Consider the following 16,124-nt stretch of genomic DNA (forward strand, 5'->3'; position numbering starts at 1 on the left):
GTTTCAATCCTTGTTTTCCTGGAACTCGCTCTTCGACAGCGGGGATTTTTCGTCTTTTTTGGCAGATCTCTCTTCTGAGGGGTTCATTTTTGGGGGTTCCATGGCATGAGTGGAATTTATCGAATCCTTTATAAATTCATTCCGCCCCGGCATTTCGTCTCTGTTTTTCTGGAACTTGCTCTTAAACATAACAACAGCGCCAAACCCTCTTGACACAGATTTCCCCAGCCCCATGAGATCTGGAATGTGAAAGTTCGTCAGAAACTCACATCGTATGCCGGTAACCATTACCCCCTTTAAAGTGCAGATCTCCTCTCGTACCCTGCCAATATCGAGACGGATCTGCTCATCCACCGTGTATCCGAGACCTTTCGCAGCAGATAGTATATTCCCAACCAGGACCCTCCTCAAAAGCTCCCTCCGCTCATACCAGGAAGCAGCATCCAAATAACACCTGTAGTTCTCCTCGTTGAGGGCCAGCCAGGGTGTGACAAATCTGTAGGCATGGAGCTCTCCAGCACACCCAAACCTCTCCCTTCTCAGAGAGATATGCCGCTCGACAACAGAATAACTCCGATCACCAAGCCGTATCTCGCCGAACTTATCGTATAGATCCTTAAGAACATCCACACCCTCGTTTATCCCCATGATGACCGGCACCCCCCTTATTATCTTGTACTGTATGAGCGGGTACCTGTAGACCAGCCTGTCAGTGAAATGATGATGCAGCAGCATGTGCTCGTTGAAGCTCGTGGCGAAGAAGCCGCGCAGCTTCGCCGCATCCTCTCTAACCCGCGAATCAGAACGCAGCATCAGCCGCAGAATCCTCAGCTCCATGGCACCTCAGATTATCATCGACCCCTCACCGGCATCATCCACCCTGAAGCCGGTCTCGGGATCGTAGTAGTTGGTGAGCTCGTCCATCGATATGTATCCAATGCCTTGATCATCTGTGACAAGATTTGCAGCGATCCTCTTCGGGAGAGAGATCACGTAATCGCTCAGCTCATTCCTTATGCTCAGATACCTCCTTCTCCGCTCCCATATATCCCTCTCAGATCTGAGAGCTCTGTACATCTGCCAGACCTCAGATGCCCTTAAATCCACCTCCACAAAGACATCCACCCTGGGCTCATCCTCCTCTATCAGCCTGAACCTCTTCCCGAGATCCTCGAACGCCAGCCCGGATATCATGCTCATGCACTTCCTAGAGGTCACATCGCTCATGCCACTCCTCACGGCCTTGAAGTACCTCCTGTTCAGCTCCAAGATCTCCCTCTCCTCTATGCATTTCCCGCACGACCTCAGCATGTCAAGGGTTTTTGAAATCAGAAAACCGTCGTAGATGTATCTGCACAGCTCCCTCCGCTCATCCCTCAGCATGACAATTGATACCCGCCCTCTCTCCTTCGAGAGGTTCCTGTTGCACCTCCCAGCGACCTGGTTTATCGAGTCCAGGGGTGCGAGATCCCTGAAAACAATGTCAGCATCGATATCAACACCAGCCTCTATGAGCTGCGTGCTCACGATGACCTTCCTGCAGCCTCCATCCCTTCTCTCCCTGATCCTCCGTATCCGATCCATCCGGTCCCTGGGCACAACGTGTGTTGAGAGGTAGAAGAGCTCTGTCTCCTCCAGGTCGAGCGATTTTATGGCTCTGTAAACATTCCTGGCGGAGCGTATCGTGTTGAGGACGACCAGGAGATCCTTCTCCGGGCTATCGTGAAGCTCTCTTGCAAGGAGCCCCACGAAATCCTCCAGGCTCATTGGAGCATCGATCATTGGGTGCAGCTCAACCCTGTTGAGCGCCCTGAAGTACCGCTCCTTATCACTCACAGCCTCCCTGATCTCGCCGTCTTCCTCGTTGAAGATCAGCGGCTGGGTCGCGGTGACGAGTATCAGATAGCTGTTGAACCTCTCGCAGAGCATCCTCATAGCATCATGTATCAGAAGCCAGTATCTGTGAGGTACCGCCTGGACCTCGTCAAGTATTACTATCGAGTTTACAAGCCTGCTGAACTTTCGCAGCCTTCTGTTTTTGTTCGAGAATATCGTGTGAAACAGCTGCCAGAACGTCGTCACCACGATCTCCGAGTTCCATCCCTCCATCAGCAGAAGGCTCACGTCAGGCTCGTACTCCTCATCCCCTCTCGTGTATGCGATATCGGAGAGGTGGTGGTGCTTCAGAAGCACACTTGAGTCGGCTCTGATGCCCGCACACTCCAGCACATCCTCAAAGACATCGCATGTCTGGTCGATTATGCTCAGAAACGGCAGCGCATACACAATCCTGGGCATGATCCCGTATTCGTTCATCAGCCTGCTCCGGAGCCGCAGCGCCATCGCCAGGGATGTCAGCGTCTTGCCTGTGCCTGTGGGCACGTTCAGCGATATGATCCTCTCATTCATATCCCATCCTGAGATCCGATCGACAGCATCACGGTATATCTCGTTCCTCATTCCGTTGATGCCATCGCTGCTCTCAGAGAACCCACGCGCCTCCCGGTATCTGTCCACCAGATCGCAGGGGATCTCCACCCTGCGCAGATCCACGCCCTCCAGCCCTGCATCCGTCTTGTCGGCATCCAGCAGCGCGGAATAGAGGAGCTGGGCAACAAAGTACATCAGCATGTCGTCTTTTTTGCCGATATCCCTGAGAAGCCGCTTCTCATGCCTCAAATCCTTCAGGGCCTCCCCGGGGATGTGGCCCACCAGAGAATCAAAATCTCCCCCAGCCACATCGCCGAGAAGAGCTCTGAATATCTGCTGGCATTCATTTCTCTCAAGCCTGGAGAGCTGCTCCTCAACAACAGACAGTATCCTCTCCCTCTCAGCGTAGATCTCTGATATCTCGTCCAGCGCATTCGCCAGATCCCCGTGATGGCGCTTCACCGCGATGAATGAGACCACGGGAAGTGTGCCGGACATCTCGCATCTTCTCTTCCTCAGATGCTCCCTGACAGCCGCGTACGTGAAGAGCGATGAGAGAAGGCCATGCTTTGTGGTATCCCTCGACCTCAGAGCCCTTTTTCTCCGTTCATCAGTCTCCATCAGGTACTCCTGGAAGAACTCAGTCGCCTTTCCCAGATCGTGGGTCGCCCCGATGATGTATGCGACCTCCGCCAGGATCTCCGCGTTTTCGAGGTTCCGCGCGCTCTCAGCCACGGTCCTTCTGCACATCTCCCCGACATTTCTGAGATGATCCACCAGAAGCTTATCGGGATGGGATCTGAGTTTAAATGAAAACGATCCGCTCCCCATTATCCAGCTCCCACGCATCCCTTGTTCTGGCCCTGATGCTCCTGCCGTTCCTCTCGTAGAGTATCTCGCTGTAATCCTTGACCTCCCGTCCCTCACCCATCACACACGGCATGACCTCCGAGAAGTACTCCCTGCCCTCCTCGAACTCCGGCGACCCTAAAATGCATCTCAGAGGCACAACGCTGTTTATCTCCTGGCATTCATCACCGCATCTCCTCATTCCCAGCTCGCCGACGAGCTTGAAGTTGCAGACCAGCTGGCTCAGACCCAGGCATGGCGTGTAAACACACCTGTGCTCCTCCAGCATATCCTTTAGATCCCGGAAGAATCGTTCGTCAGAGTGCCTGAGGTATATCCTGTACCTCGGGTCCTTCAGAAACTCAAACCTGATCTGTGTCCTGTTTTTGATCTCATTCATGCTGTTCTTGGTGTCTATCAGGTTCTCGCCTATACGCACCTTCTTCACAGGCTCCAGGATCCTGCATCCGATGCTTGCGTGCTCCCTGAAAAAGTACCTGAAGTACTCCTCCTTGCCCAGCCCTGCTATGGCCCCTATGATTCCCGATATCGCTGTCCTGGGTGGAAATGAGTACGTGAGGGGAGAGCTGGTCGTGTAGATCTTCCTGAAGTGTGCGTAGTCCCCCCACACATCGAAGACCAAGACGCTATCCTGCATCGAAGACCTTCTAGAACGCAATCGGCTTTACGTCTATGCCAGTTGCATCCTTCAGCTTCTCCATTGAGAACTCGGAGCCGTCCTTGATGAACCTGAGCCGTCTGTCGAAGCAGAGCTCCAGATCCCTGATCGAGTCCTTCTCAGACCTGAGCCTGCTCACGAGCTCGGAGATGTCGAGGAGGAAATCCTCGGGACCTCTGATCGCCTCGTGCTGGATCTCCGATGCCAGCTTTATCATCCTGTCCAGATCACCGATGTGGTAGTTCTCCTTGCTGTAGTTGACCTTGAGCAACAGCCTCGGCACCTGACCTGCCTTCGTTCTCGATATCAAGCTCTTCGTCCCGTTCCACATGCCCTCAAGAAGTAGCCGCACATCCTCCTCTGTGAGGCCTGTATGCTTTGCAGCATTCTCATTTATTATGCCGTAGAAGAGTATCAGCGAGTACGGCAGGACATACTCCTCGCGGAACGTCGCATGTTTAGTGCCCTCTCCCGAGGCGAATGCTCCTGTGCCCTTTATGTGCTTCAGTGCTACCCTGTGGAGCGAGCGCCCCATCTTGAACTGCACCGGGCCCGTGTAGGTTATCGAATCCCCTTTGGATGATCCCTCACCCTCCTCTTTTTGACGCTTCTGTTTTCGTCTCTCCAGCGGAATCACACCACCAAAAAGCCTTATGTCTATACACTCGCTCAGAATCCTCTCTGAATCCTCTCCAAAATCCTTGGCCCGCCTCTTTCCATCCTGGATGTACCCGTTCTCCTCATCGTAGACTATCTCCCTCACGAATATCTCGAGCCCTTTGAAGTCGTGGAGGTAATCCCTTATGGTCCTCTTGAGCCGCACATCAGTTACCAGGTTCACTCCCGTCTCCTCATCCACACGCGGCTTGTTCTCGTCTATTGGATCACCATTTGGATTCCCATCTCTTATATCGTAGATGAAGAGCAGCTCAGAGCGATTTTTAACAGTGCTCATGCCGTTCCCTCCATATCCTCAATGTCCCTCGCTTCCTCCTTCCCCGCACTGAAGATCTTGTGCAGGTCCATGCCGAGCACGAAGTAGAAGCTCAGCTCATCGTCCGTTTCCTTCCACCTCTGCCCTGAAAGAACGAAATGCTTCGCGATCAGCTCCTCAAGCTCCCTGTAATAGTTCTTGTCGTACTCCTCCAGCTTGTTCTGTATCTCCGGAAGGAGCCTCTTGATAAGAGACTCGTTCATCTTGAGACCATGCAGCTTGTTGTAGAACGGCCTTGCCCTCTTCTCCCTCAACTGGATGTTCAGAAGCTTCTGCGCGAGCACCCCTTCCAGAAACGCCGCCTTCTTCGCATCGCTGTCGAAGAAACCTCTGTTCGCCTCGAAGAACCTCTCGACCCTCTCCTCCAGAGGGAGATGCTCAAGATCCTCTCTCTTGAGAACAAATCCAGACATATCGCTTACCTCAAGATCCTTTAGAAGGTTCAGATCCTTCAGATAATGAAGGAGCAGAAATCCGTTGAGCGTGTTCATCCGTGTTGGTTTCTCATGGACAAAATCATCTCTGACCCTCTTCATTATGAAGGAGATCAAAAGATGGCGATCCACATACCTTCCCACGAATATCCTGTTGACGATCTCCAGGAACATCTTGTCATGGGTCACGTTGCCCGATTCCCTGGGAAAGAATCGTCTCAGGACACCGAAATCAAATCGCACTCCCATATTCCCATTGAAGAGCATCTCATTGTATATGCTGAAAGCCCGCTCGACATTCTCCTTGGCCTCGAAGAGCCTTCTCAGCCTGGATGGGAGAATGCCATCGATGTGAAGAAGTATCCTGTATGCGGAATTGTCCTTTTTATAAAACAGCAAGCTGTTGCTGAAAAAGTCCTCCTGATCCTTTACCATATCCAGGATCTCGTCCTCGTCATCTGTTATGCGGTTCCTGGTCTCGCGTCTCATCTTCAGATCTCTCTTCATCCCGCTGAGAATGCTCAGGATCTCCTGGTAGTCGTTGCCGATGATGAGCTTGGGTATGAGAATGTACCTGAAGCCATAGAAGCTGAAGTCCAGGTTCTCCTCGACATACTTCTTTCCAGCCTCGAGATTTATCGCGCACTCGAAGCAGACTGGCGTGTTCTTCCAGGCATCCGGTTGCCTGAACCCTCCCGCTACGAATCCTGGCTTGTCGAAGGTGTGGAATGCCCAGGGTATTGCATATGCGTAAACCTCATCCTTCAGCTCATTGCAGACAGAGCAGAGCGCGTTCGTTCCCCTGGACTCGCCACCGTACTTCACGAAGAAGCGATCACAACTCTTTCTGAGGAGAATGTCTCTGAATACCTGGTAGTCCGCAAGGTATCTCATCTCACCGTCCTTCAAAAATCCTAGGGTTATTATGCAGTTCTCCCTCTGCTTGAGATGCGATCGTTTCTCCTTTAGCTCCTCCAAGATTTTATCTTTGTTTGAGAATATCACGCCCTTTATATTTTCCAGAACGGCCCTCTCTTCCCCGCTCAGATCTGAAGAATCAATGCCATCAAACCATCTCAGAAACTTCTTCTCGAATGTCGTCTTTATATCCTTCGCAATCTTGCATGTCGGGGTGGCATCGGTGGCATTCCCCTTCTTTCCCTTGTAGAGGTACCTTCTGTAATCCTTGAGCTCCTGCAGCTCCACGCCCCTGTAAGAGAAATCTCCGTCCCTCTCCTCGAGTGTAACAACAAGAGCATGTTTGTATCCGCCATTGATGTTTGGGTTCTCCACGAGAGCATCCAACGTATCCCCGGACCCGCTCTGAGCATGCTCACCAATTCTTGACACGGCCTCTATCACATGGATCACCATGCTTCAGTCACATATGTTTCTGTAAGTGCAATCAACACACCTGGCCTTATGTTTCGTCCCTTCTGGATAGTATCCGTACTGAACTGTTATAAGTATCTCGTTTACGGTATCGATAGCAGCATCATAATCTTTTTGGTGGAAGTTTACCTCCTCAACGTGGTGATTGCTGCGGGTGTAGCATATGAATCCCCGATTCACAGGGACGCCAAAATGCTCCATTATTAGCAGCCCGTAAAGAGCGAGCTGGTACTTGTGCGTTCTGTGAACCACATCGCTGTACTCTGCATACTTGTAATCCATGGGAGCAGCTGTGCCGTCATCAAGAAACAGCACCTCATCCACCTCCCCTTTTATCCGGTACCTGCGGGAGGTCAGATACACAGAGACCTCCTTTCTAACACACCTGAGCCTCTTTCTCACATAGCTGGTGTTGACCTTCTCGCGGCTCTCGTGAAGCTCCCTGCCCCTCAGAACCTTGTAGTACCTCTCCTCCCTCTGTGGGATGTTGAGACAGTGCATGAAGAATATGAACCTGGGGCAGAAGAGGTACTCGATAACATCTGAGACTGTTATGAGCACATCCCGATCGGGCGATTCCTCGATATCAGCAGCCTCCTAGAAGAACTTGGTCACTGTCATTCCGCTCACAAGATCGCGATCAAACCCCGTCCCGATCAGCTTTATCTTATCGAAGCAGTCCTCACACATCGGGAAGACATACACTGAGTCAGAGTCCTCTATGACAGACTCGCACTCGAGGGCTAGAGAATCAGACTCGTTCCTGTTCAGATCTCCTAGAAAGGCACTCTTCTGAACGCGGTACAAACCGTAGTTCTTGCACATCTTTGCGACCCTGCTTCTTCTCCTGTTATCCGATATGTCATATATCACCCAGACAAGCATCATCCCCCTCCGCCGAGCAAGTATCGGACTCTGACTCGATGACATTTAGGTCATCTGTGACCTCTTCCATATCACCCCGTATGAGCTTGTTCGCTATCCTGTGACACTCCATCTGGATGGTGTTTCTCACCTTGACCTTGCGACCTCGGTACTCAACAGTCTCATCGAGCGCTCTGTTTATCACATCGATTAGAGCTGCCCTCCCCTCCCTGCTTAGAACAACCCCCTGCTCGACCGGCTCGAAGAACTCATCCCTAACCATCCGCCTTGTGAACATGTGCACAACAGGCTCTTCGATGTATATCCTGAACATCTCTATTATATCGAAGACCAGGGACCTCTTGTTGTACGAGTCTGTATGTAGGAACCCGGCATACGGGTCAAGCCCTGCGATTATGCACGACTTCTCCACAATCGAGTAGAGCATGCCATACCCGTAGTTCAGCATCGCATTGAACTCATCCCTGGCTGGATCCCTGCTCCTTCCAGCGAACCTGTACCCCTCAGGCATTATCAGAGAGATAGCCTGGAAGTATGCCCTGGATGCCCGCCCCTCCAGCCCGAGAATCTCCTGTCTTCTCGCCTCGACAGTGCCGCGAAGCCTGAGCATCTCCTCGAGAGATATCGATATCTCATCTATGTAACCTTCCAGCTCCCCCCTTCTCTCCTCCCGCGACTTTTTGAGCTTTTTCAGAAATCCTATCTGGTTCTCAAGTTTGCGTGCACACCATTCCCTGACAAACGCCAGCGCCTCCGGCCTGCCGTATATCTCAAGCTGCCTTCTCCTGATCAGGGTTGTGCTTCCCAGTTTCGGGTGCCAGATCCTGGCATAAGGATCGCCCCTGGAATCGAGAAAAACAATATCTATATTATTATCTATCGCAAGCTTGATCGCATCCGTTGTTATGTATGCAGCTGTTGCAATCAGAATGCTGCTGATCTTTTTGGCTGCTACCTCCAGGCTTCTGTCCTCTATCTTTACGACAAAGCACTCCCCGCTCTTCCGTATGTACGATCCGTATGAGTTCACAACAAGCTGCATCCAGATCGATCCTTCATAAAATTAAGTTATGAACTGTTTTATGACTTTATTACATGTATCTCAAATGTTAGGCCTGCTCTGCGCATTTTTCATATCATAAATCTTCATAACATTTAAGAAAACATCTCAAATATCTATAAATCTTTTTCTCTGGGACTCTCCTTCGGAGGCTTCGATGATGAACGCCCCTGTGACAAAAGACGATGTATTTGAGGCGATAGACAAGTATAACGTGAGATTTGTCAGGATATGGTTTACCGATATCCTGGGCATCCCGAAGAGTTTTGCCATCAACACCAACCAGCTGGACGGCGCATTCTCAGAGGGGATGGGCTTTGACGGATCATCGGTGAGAGGTTTCGCCAGGATATATGAGTCGGATCTGATCGCCAAGCCGGATCCATCGACCTTCAGAATCGTCCCGTGGCGCCAGCAGGAGAATGCTGTGGCGAGGATGTTCTGCGACATTCTGAATCCTGATGGCACCCCGTACGAGGGCGATCCGAGATACGTCCTCAAGAGGAACCTCTCCCGTCTCAGGGAAAAGGGCTACCAGTTCATGGTCGGACCTGAGCTGGAGTTCTTTTACTTCAAGAACGAGAATTCGACTGAGATACTCGATACAGGAGGCTACTTCGATCTGACGACTCTTGATGTGGCATCCGATCTCAGGAGAGATACAATCCTGGCGCTTGATGCGATGGGCATAGACGTCGAGTACAGCCATCATGAAGTAGCGCCGTCACAGCACGAGATCGATTTGAGGTATGCTGATGCATTGACAATGGCTGACAATGTTATAACATACAAGATAACAGTCAAGGAGATCGCCAGGAAGTATGGATGCTATGCGAGCTTCATGCCAAAGCCGATATTCGGAGTGAACGGAAGCGGGATGCATGTCCACCAGTCGCTCTTCCAGGGGAAGAGGAACATAATGTTCGATGCTGCTGATGAGTATCATCTCTCAGACGAGGCGAAGTGGTACATCGCAGGACTGCTCAGGCATGCGCCTGAGATAACAGCGGTGACGAACCAGTGGGTCAACTCCTACAAGAGGCTCGTCCCCGGATACGAGGCCCCTGTCTACATCAGCTGGGCGAGGAGGAACAGGTCTGCTCTCGTCAGAGTGCCGATGTACAAGCCTGGCAAGGAGGCGGCCACAAGGCTTGAGTACAGGAGCCCTGATCCCGCAGCAAATCCATACCTTGCGTTCTCGGTGATGCTCGTCGCCGGCCTTGCGGGCATCGCAAACAAGTATGAGCTGCCACCGCCGCAGGAGCGCGATATATATCATATGAGTGATGAGGAGAGGAGAGCAGTGGGCATAAACTCCCTTCCGGGAAGCCTCAACGAGGCAATACAGCTCGCTGAGCGGAGCTATATCGTACGTGAGGCTCTGGGAGATCACGTCTTCGAGAACTTCATAGCGATCAAGAAGGCGGAGTGGGACGAGTACCGGACAGATGTCAGCCAGTGGGAGCGGGAGAGGTACCTGCCTCTCCTTTAACACATTTTTGTGCGCTTCTTCCTGCAATGCCAGAGATCCGCCTCTTCAAACCACGCCCCTTCAGATTGAAGGAGCTCGGCTCAAGACGACCAGCCACCTTGGATACTGACGGGCGTCTCACCTTTGCAGTCGATGATACCCTCGATGGGTGCTGCGTTGAATAATTAAGAGCTCTAAGGTCGAGAGCTATCGATTTTTACTAGAATTGCAATTCGTATGAATCCAGCCTCTGCTATCGGATTCTCAACATTATTCAACACAGCATCGATGGGGAATGATTGATATACTGTGAGTGAATCTACCACGCTACGGCGTGGCAGCTCACGCTGTATCAAATCATCAGGGTAGTAACATGGCATTCTGGCAACCTAAATTGGAGCTCATGGAGAGGTCTGAGCTGGAGGAACTCCAGCTGCGCAGGCTCAGGAAGACCGTGGAGCAGGTTTACAGGAACGTTCCATTCTATCACAGAAAAATGAACGAGATGGGCATCACTCCCCATGATATAAACAGCTTGAGGGATGTCGAGAAGCTTCCAATGACCCGCAAGACGGACCTGAGGGATAACTATCCCTTCGGTCTCTTCGCTGTTCCAAGAGAGGAGATCGTGAGAGTGCACGCCTCCTCCGGAACCACTGGAAAGCCCACAGTTGTCGGATACACAAAGAACGATATAGAGACATGGTCTGACCTGATGGCCAGGGACTTCGTCATGGTCGGCGTGACCAGAGATGACATATTCCAGAACGCAGTCAACTACGGGTTCTTCACAGGCGGGCTCGGCGTACACTACGGCATAGAGCGCATGGGCGCGATGGCGGTTCCCTCCGGAACAGGCAACACCGAGAGGCAGCTCGAGATCATGGCGGATTTCGGGGTGACAGTGATACACTGCACACCATCGTATGCGTTATACCTGGCGGAGACTGCGAAGGCGAAGGGGATCATGGACAAGCTGAAGCTCAGGATAGGCTGCTTCGGAGCTGAGCCATGGTCTGATGAGGCGCGCCAGGAGCTCGAGGAGGCGTTCGGCATCAAGGCCTACGACTCATACGGCCTCTCAGAGATGTTCGGGCCGGGCGTAGCCTTCGAGTGTCAGGAGCAGAACGGGCTTCACATATGGGAGGATCACTTCCTCGTGGAGATTCTTGATAGGGATGGAAACCCCTGCGCTCCGGGCGAACGCGGCGAGCTTGTGCTCACATCCCTGACCAAAGAGGCCATGCCACTGATAAGGTACAGGACCGGGGATGTGACGTATCTTCTGGAGGACGGCTGCAGCTGCGGGCGCACGAGCCGGAAGCTTCACAGGTTCCTGGGGAGAGCTGACGATATGCTCGTGGTGAGGGGCATAAACGTCTTCCCGAGCCAGATAGAGGATGTGCTTCTCTCGATACCCGAGATCGGGGATTACTTCCAGGTCATAGTCGACAGAAAGCATCACGGTCTGGATGAGCTCACGATCCAGGTCGAGATGAAGGACGAGGCATTCACAGGGGAGCTGGCAGATCTAGCTCGTCTCCAGAAGAAGGTCGAGGAGAGGCTCAAGGCAGTGCTCAACATCCGGAGCAAGGTTGAGCTCGTCGAGAAGGGCACGATCCCAAGAACTGCAGGCAAATCGAAGAAGATTGTGGATCTGAGAAAGATCTGAAATACCTCAGATCATATATTTCAAAACTGGAATCTGACCGGCCACGCCTCTCTCCGCGGCCAGCGTCCAGAACACACGTTTGTGGTTCAGCCCTTACCGGCGAAGCAGAGATCCGAATCATATCGACTTCGGTATCTCTGTGAGAAGCGCGTATATGATAAAGCCTATCATGCCGATCAGGAAAATCCCTGTGATCGATACCTTCCCGATCATCATGAACTCCTCCCTGGTCGGCTTCCTTGCGAGCTTCAGAACACGTATGTACTCGCCCAGGTCCATGGATGGGGCCTCGATGCCGATATCATCGAGCATCTCTGTGAGATCGCTCTTCGTGTCCCTGCCCTTCTTCTCAGCCCTCTTCTCAGACCTGCCAACACCCAGCTTCCCTTTCAGCTGGTCCATCTTCGTCTCTGCTGCCTTCATTCCCTGTGGCGAATGCAATACGATCTAAAAAAGGTTTCGGAGGCAGAGCAGAGCTCCTCTGGCTGGATGAATTGAGAGCAGCTGAGAGATTTTGATGTTCAGATCCCCATCGCTTGCCCCCTGGTTCCCATCAAGGCATCATTACCGCAGGATTCATTACTGATACAATCCCACAGCTTCAACATGAGAGCATCCCGATCTGTTATAGCGCTTCTCATCGTGCTTTCAGCGGTCGCCCTCTCGCAGAATGCATCATCAGAGCCTGTGGTCAGGGAGCTTGGCCCCTTCCGGGTATCGTTTGATCTTAACACCAGCATCCCGTACACTGTTGTCGTTGATGAACCTGTGAGGAGCCTCCTTAAGGGCAGAAGCTACATCACATACGGTCTTGGTGTGAAGGGCGAGGACAGCTCGATATGGATATTCATCACAGACTACGGCAAGATCCTGGAGGTGCCGCTTGACAACGACTGGAAGCTCGTTAACGATTTTCTCACCGAGCAGGGATGCAGCCGCATAAACATCACGGAGACTGTTATCGATGGTACCGTGGGTGCTCTCGGCGGCGGGGTCCTCCCATCAGACAAAATAATATTCTGCGCGAGCTACGCGCCTGAGGGCGTCTTCGTCCAGGGAAAGCATCTGGTCACAACGAACTGCAGGCTTTTCTCCACCTTCCCGGCGGATGAGACAGTGAGCCTGCTTGAGAGCATACATGTTGAGAGGAGGGTCTAACGCCAGGGAAGATGAGGATGGTCAGCTTAAGATGCATGCTGCGCAGACCGGCTATGATATCTCCTGATGCGGCGGGTTTCCGTATTTTTGTTAAAGCGTGCCGTGTTGGATGATGTCTGAGGATCCGAGAGCAGAGGCTGAATTCATGCAGATTAAAACTCTGGCAAAAATCGATAGCATACGAACCCAGAGCTATTTGTTATTCAACACAGCATTAAAGCGCAAAATGAGGGACGTCGTGCTTTCACATCTGTGCACAAAGCCGTCGATATTTGCAAAACATTTAATTTGTTCTGATGCACACTGTGTGATGCATGTCTGCATCCGTCAACAGGCGCATCCTGATTGCGGCCTCTGCGTTTGCGCTTCTCATAGCAGCACACCTGATTGTGATAGCGGCATTTCGAGATGCTGACGTGTTTCTTCTCGTGGAGGATTCTATATTCGTGATGGCCTCCGCCATTACGGTTTTCTGCTTCCTCCACGCATTCAAATGCTCCACAAGCATGGCGAGGGCTGCCTGGCTGGCGATGCTTATTGCCATGGTTCTCAACACCGCGGGAGAGCTGGCATGGCTTCTGATGGAGGTATTTCTCAGAACAGAACCTTTCCCATCCGTGGCTGATATCGGATATCTCGCTTTTTACCCGTTCTTTGCAGCTGGCATCTTCCTGCTCCCATCTGTGCCGCTTTCGGCGAACGAGAGGGTCAGGCTGCTGCTGGATGAATGTATAGCTCTTGTGGCGTCTCTTCTGATCCTCTGGATCTACATCCTGCCTGAGCTGTATGAAGAGGATCCTGTGGTCACGTTCGTATCGATCGCCTATGTGCTCATGGACCTTCTGCTGATCATCGCGCTGATGGACGTGCTCTTTAGAGAGCATGCGACGCCTGAGGGCTGGCCGGCTATCCTTCTGGTCCTCGGAATGGGTGTCATGATAATCACAGATCTGGGCTATGCCTATCAGGAGATTCAGGGGACATACGTCTCGGGGAGCATGATCGACACCGGCTGGCTTGTGGCTTACATGCTGATTGGCATCGCCCCTCTGCTCTGGGTTCGCCCTCCTTCATGGAGCCCAGTCAGCCTCAGGAGGATCTCCTACTACGTACCTGTCGTCTGGCTCGGCCTCGCGATCATCCTCGTGCTCATCAAGGGGCAGGACTCGGTATCGAATGCAGCAGCTCTGGCAGCATCCATATCCGGCATAATCTGCCTTATGCTGCTGCGCGAGAGGCAATCTGTGAGGACGATGAGCGATATGCTCAAGGACCTGCGGGAGGAGGCTGAGCGGCGGGCCGCCGCGGAGAATAGCCTTGCAGAGGCCAAAAACCTCCTGGAGAGCATACTGACCCAGGCGCAGTGCGGCATCCTTGTTGTCGATGCTGATGGAAAAATACTGTTCAGCAACGATACAGCAAGGCGGATACTGGGGAAGGGCCCTGGCGAGACTGTGGAGCTGAGATTGCTCAATCAGGAGGGTGGGAATGAGTGGGATCTCTGCATCTCAGGGGCTCTCACAGGAGAGATCTCAGAGTGCAGAGAGGAGCGCGTGGTTGTTGATGGCAAATCAATCGATCTCCTAGTCAACTCCGCGCCCCTGAGGAAGAGCACCGGAGAGATCATGGGCGCTGTGGTCTCCTTTATGGACATCACCGAGAGAAAGAGGCTGGAGGAGGAGCTCAGAAGGTACACAACAGATCTCGAGAGGATTGTTGAGGAGAGAACAAGAGAGATAGAGAGGAAGAACGCGGAGATGGAGAGTTTTGTCTACACGGTCTCACACGATCTCAGATCGCCTCTGATAACGATACTCGGATTTCTCGGGTACCTCAGGGAGGATCTGAGGGCGGGCCAGAGCGATAAGGTCGAGAGCGATATTCAGTTCATAGAGAACTCCGTGCTCAAAATGGACAGGCTCCTCACAAACACCCTGGAGCTGAGCAGGGTCGGGAGGGTGATCAATCCGCCAGAGGATGTGCTGTTCTCTGATATCGTGAAGGAAGTGCTCTCAGAGATGAACGCGAAGCTCAACGGTGTCGAGGTCATCGTCGCTGATGAGATGCCCGTTGTGCACGTCGACAGGATGCGTATCGGGGAGATGCTCGCGAATCTCATAGACAACAGCATCAAGTACACAAAGGGTGTGGATCATCCGAGGATAGAGATAGGGTGGCGTGATGGTCCAGAGGGCGCGGTCTTCTTCGTGAAAGACAACGGCACTGGCATAGACCCGATGTACCACGATAAGGTATTCGAGCTCTTTTACAAGATAGACCGCAGCACTCCAGGCACTGGAGCAGGCCTCGCGATAGCAAAGAAGATCGTTGAGGTTCACGGCGGGAAGATCTGGATAGAGTCTGAGGTCGGGAAGGGCTGCACCGTCTGCTTCACCCTTCCGGTCAGGCGCGATGCGAAATCATGAGTGCTCATATGGCGTTTTGATTGAAATCGACGCTATCTTATGAGATCGAGCAGCGCCTCTGCTGCTTTCCTGGGGCTGCTGCTCTCGTACACAGACCTCCCCACAATCGCGTAATCCGCGCCTGCCTCGATTGCATCTCTTAGCGAGCCGCCCTGCGCCCCAACCCCTGGGGAGATTATCGTGAGGTCGCCTGCAATTCTTTTGAGCGTTCTTATCCGCTCAGGCCTGGTGGCAGGCGCCACTATTCCCGAGGCACCAACGTCCAGAGCGAGAATGGCCAGCCGCTCAGCGATCGGAGACATGAACTCAAGCGCGCCCGGATGGCTCATCTCAGCAACCGCGTACAGCTCGCCGTTATACCTCCTGGCCACATCCACGCAGGCCTCCAGGCTGTCCCGGCCGGTGAACGCGTGCGCTATTACCCCCTGAGCGCCCGCGCTGAAGAGGCGATCGCATATCAGGCGGTTTGTGTTTGGGATATCCGCGATCTTGAGGTCCGCTATGACGGGCGCGATGCTGGACAGATCCTTTATGACAGAGAGTCCTGCCGAGAGTATCAGTGGATACCCAACCTTGATCGCATCGAAGATCCCCTCTGTCTCTGAGGCTATGCTGTACGCCTCATCCCCTGATCCCACATCCAGCGCGAGAATGAGTCTGCTGTTCTTCTTCAT

At 52.6% G+C, this 16,124-nt stretch carries 14 protein-coding genes; 4 read left to right on the forward strand and 10 right to left on the reverse strand.

Annotation, left to right across the window (positions count from 1 at the left end; all coding sequences use genetic code 11):
- Positions 1-3: 3 nt before the first annotated feature.
- The 8 genes from NQU42_RS06775 to cas1 are packed head-to-tail and all read right to left on the reverse strand — an operon-like array spanning position 4 to position 8,705.
- A complete protein-coding gene (locus NQU42_RS06775; protein WP_296610114.1) occupies positions 4-837 on the reverse strand; it encodes a CRISPR-associated endonuclease Cas6 in 834 nt (277 codons plus the stop codon).
- A 6-nt stretch (positions 838-843) separates the two neighbouring features.
- Entirely contained in the window at positions 844-3,279 is a 2,436-nt protein-coding gene (gene cas3, locus NQU42_RS06780; RefSeq protein WP_366070240.1) for a CRISPR-associated helicase Cas3', read from the reverse strand.
- Entirely contained in the window at positions 3,236-3,937 is a 702-nt protein-coding gene (cas5b, locus tag NQU42_RS06785) for a type I-B CRISPR-associated protein Cas5b (protein ID WP_296610117.1), read from the reverse strand. The genes cas3 and cas5b overlap by 44 nt, the downstream gene beginning before the upstream one ends.
- A gap of 10 nt (positions 3,938-3,947) precedes the next feature.
- Positions 3,948-4,913 (reverse strand): type I-B CRISPR-associated protein Cas7/Csh2, encoded by a 966-nt coding sequence (gene cas7b, locus NQU42_RS06790; RefSeq protein WP_296610119.1) that lies wholly within the window; start codon positions 4,911-4,913, stop codon positions 3,948-3,950.
- Entirely contained in the window at positions 4,910-6,748 is a 1,839-nt protein-coding gene (locus NQU42_RS06795) for a TIGR02556 family CRISPR-associated protein (protein ID WP_296610120.1), read from the reverse strand. Before NQU42_RS06795 ends, cas7b begins: the two co-directional genes overlap by 4 nt.
- Positions 6,749-6,763: 15 nt before the next feature.
- Positions 6,764-7,339 (reverse strand): CRISPR-associated protein Cas4, encoded by a 576-nt coding sequence (cas4, locus tag NQU42_RS06800; RefSeq protein ID WP_296610122.1) that lies wholly within the window; start codon positions 7,337-7,339, stop codon positions 6,764-6,766.
- A 36-nt stretch (positions 7,340-7,375) separates the two neighbouring features.
- Positions 7,376-7,663, reverse strand: a complete 288-nt coding sequence (gene cas2 / locus NQU42_RS06805) for a CRISPR-associated endonuclease Cas2 (RefSeq protein ID WP_366070245.1) — start codon at positions 7,661-7,663, stop codon at positions 7,376-7,378.
- Positions 7,641-8,705, reverse strand: a complete 1,065-nt coding sequence (cas1, locus tag NQU42_RS06810) for a CRISPR-associated endonuclease Cas1 (RefSeq protein ID WP_296610125.1) — start codon at positions 8,703-8,705, stop codon at positions 7,641-7,643. Before cas1 ends, cas2 begins: the two co-directional genes overlap by 23 nt.
- Before the next feature lie 175 nt (positions 8,706-8,880).
- Here cas1 and NQU42_RS06815 point away from each other — a divergent pair, with 175 nt between their 5' ends.
- Together NQU42_RS06815 and NQU42_RS06820 are read left to right on the forward strand one after the other, a co-directional pair.
- Positions 8,881-10,215 (forward strand): glutamine synthetase family protein, encoded by a 1,335-nt coding sequence (locus NQU42_RS06815; RefSeq protein WP_296610126.1) that lies wholly within the window; start codon positions 8,881-8,883, stop codon positions 10,213-10,215.
- A 352-nt stretch (positions 10,216-10,567) separates the two neighbouring features.
- Positions 10,568-11,866: a phenylacetate--CoA ligase gene (locus NQU42_RS06820; RefSeq protein ID WP_366070243.1), complete on the forward strand. Its 1,299-nt coding sequence runs from the start codon at positions 10,568-10,570 to the stop codon at positions 11,864-11,866.
- Between the two features lie 117 nt (positions 11,867-11,983).
- Here the strand turns inward: NQU42_RS06820 and NQU42_RS06825 are convergent, their stop codons facing one another.
- Entirely contained in the window at positions 11,984-12,289 is a 306-nt protein-coding gene (locus NQU42_RS06825) for a protein translocase SEC61 complex subunit gamma (protein WP_296610128.1), read from the reverse strand.
- Positions 12,290-12,472: 183 nt separating this feature from the next.
- Between NQU42_RS06825 and NQU42_RS06830 the strand changes: the two genes are divergently transcribed.
- Together NQU42_RS06830 and NQU42_RS06835 are read left to right on the forward strand one after the other, a co-directional pair.
- Complete coding sequence (locus NQU42_RS06830; protein WP_296610129.1) at positions 12,473-13,024, forward strand: hypothetical protein; 552 nt, start codon at positions 12,473-12,475, stop codon at positions 13,022-13,024.
- Positions 13,025-13,338: 314 nt separating this feature from the next.
- Positions 13,339-15,450, forward strand: coding sequence for an ATP-binding protein (locus NQU42_RS06835; RefSeq protein WP_296610130.1), 2,112 nt, complete (start codon positions 13,339-13,341; stop codon positions 15,448-15,450).
- A 32-nt stretch (positions 15,451-15,482) separates the two neighbouring features.
- Here the strand turns inward: NQU42_RS06835 and pyrF are convergent.
- Positions 15,483-16,124 (reverse strand): orotidine-5'-phosphate decarboxylase (gene pyrF / locus NQU42_RS06840; protein WP_296610131.1); only part of this gene is annotated, 642 nt, incomplete at its 5' end.

It is taken from the genome of Methanothrix sp. (assembly GCF_024518575.1).
GTDB lineage: Archaea > Halobacteriota > Methanosarcinia > Methanotrichales > Methanotrichaceae > Methanothrix_B.

Coding starts and splice junctions, on each gene's coding strand:
- NQU42_RS06830 (WP_296610129.1), top strand. CDS start 12,473: ATGAGAGCATCCCGATCTGTTATAGCGCTTCTCATCGTGCTTTCAGCG.
- cas1 (WP_296610125.1), bottom strand. CDS start 8,705: ATGCAGCTTGTTGTGAACTCATACGGATCGTACATACGGAAGAGCGGG.
- NQU42_RS06815 (WP_296610126.1), top strand. CDS start 8,881: ATGATGAACGCCCCTGTGACAAAAGACGATGTATTTGAGGCGATAGAC.
- cas2 (WP_366070245.1), bottom strand. CDS start 7,663: ATGCTTGTCTGGGTGATATATGACATATCGGATAACAGGAGAAGAAGC.
- NQU42_RS06775 (WP_296610114.1), bottom strand. CDS start 837: ATGGAGCTGAGGATTCTGCGGCTGATGCTGCGTTCTGATTCGCGGGTT.
- NQU42_RS06820 (WP_366070243.1), top strand. CDS start 10,568: ATGGCATTCTGGCAACCTAAATTGGAGCTCATGGAGAGGTCTGAGCTG.
- cas3 (WP_366070240.1), bottom strand. CDS start 3,279: ATGCGTGGGAGCTGGATAATGGGGAGCGGATCGTTTTCATTTAAACTC.
- NQU42_RS06835 (WP_296610130.1), top strand. CDS start 13,339: ATGTCTGCATCCGTCAACAGGCGCATCCTGATTGCGGCCTCTGCGTTT.
- cas5b (WP_296610117.1), bottom strand. CDS start 3,937: ATGCAGGATAGCGTCTTGGTCTTCGATGTGTGGGGGGACTACGCACAC.
- cas7b (WP_296610119.1), bottom strand. CDS start 4,913: ATGAGCACTGTTAAAAATCGCTCTGAGCTGCTCTTCATCTACGATATA.
- NQU42_RS06825 (WP_296610128.1), bottom strand. CDS start 12,289: ATGAAGGCAGCAGAGACGAAGATGGACCAGCTGAAAGGGAAGCTGGGT.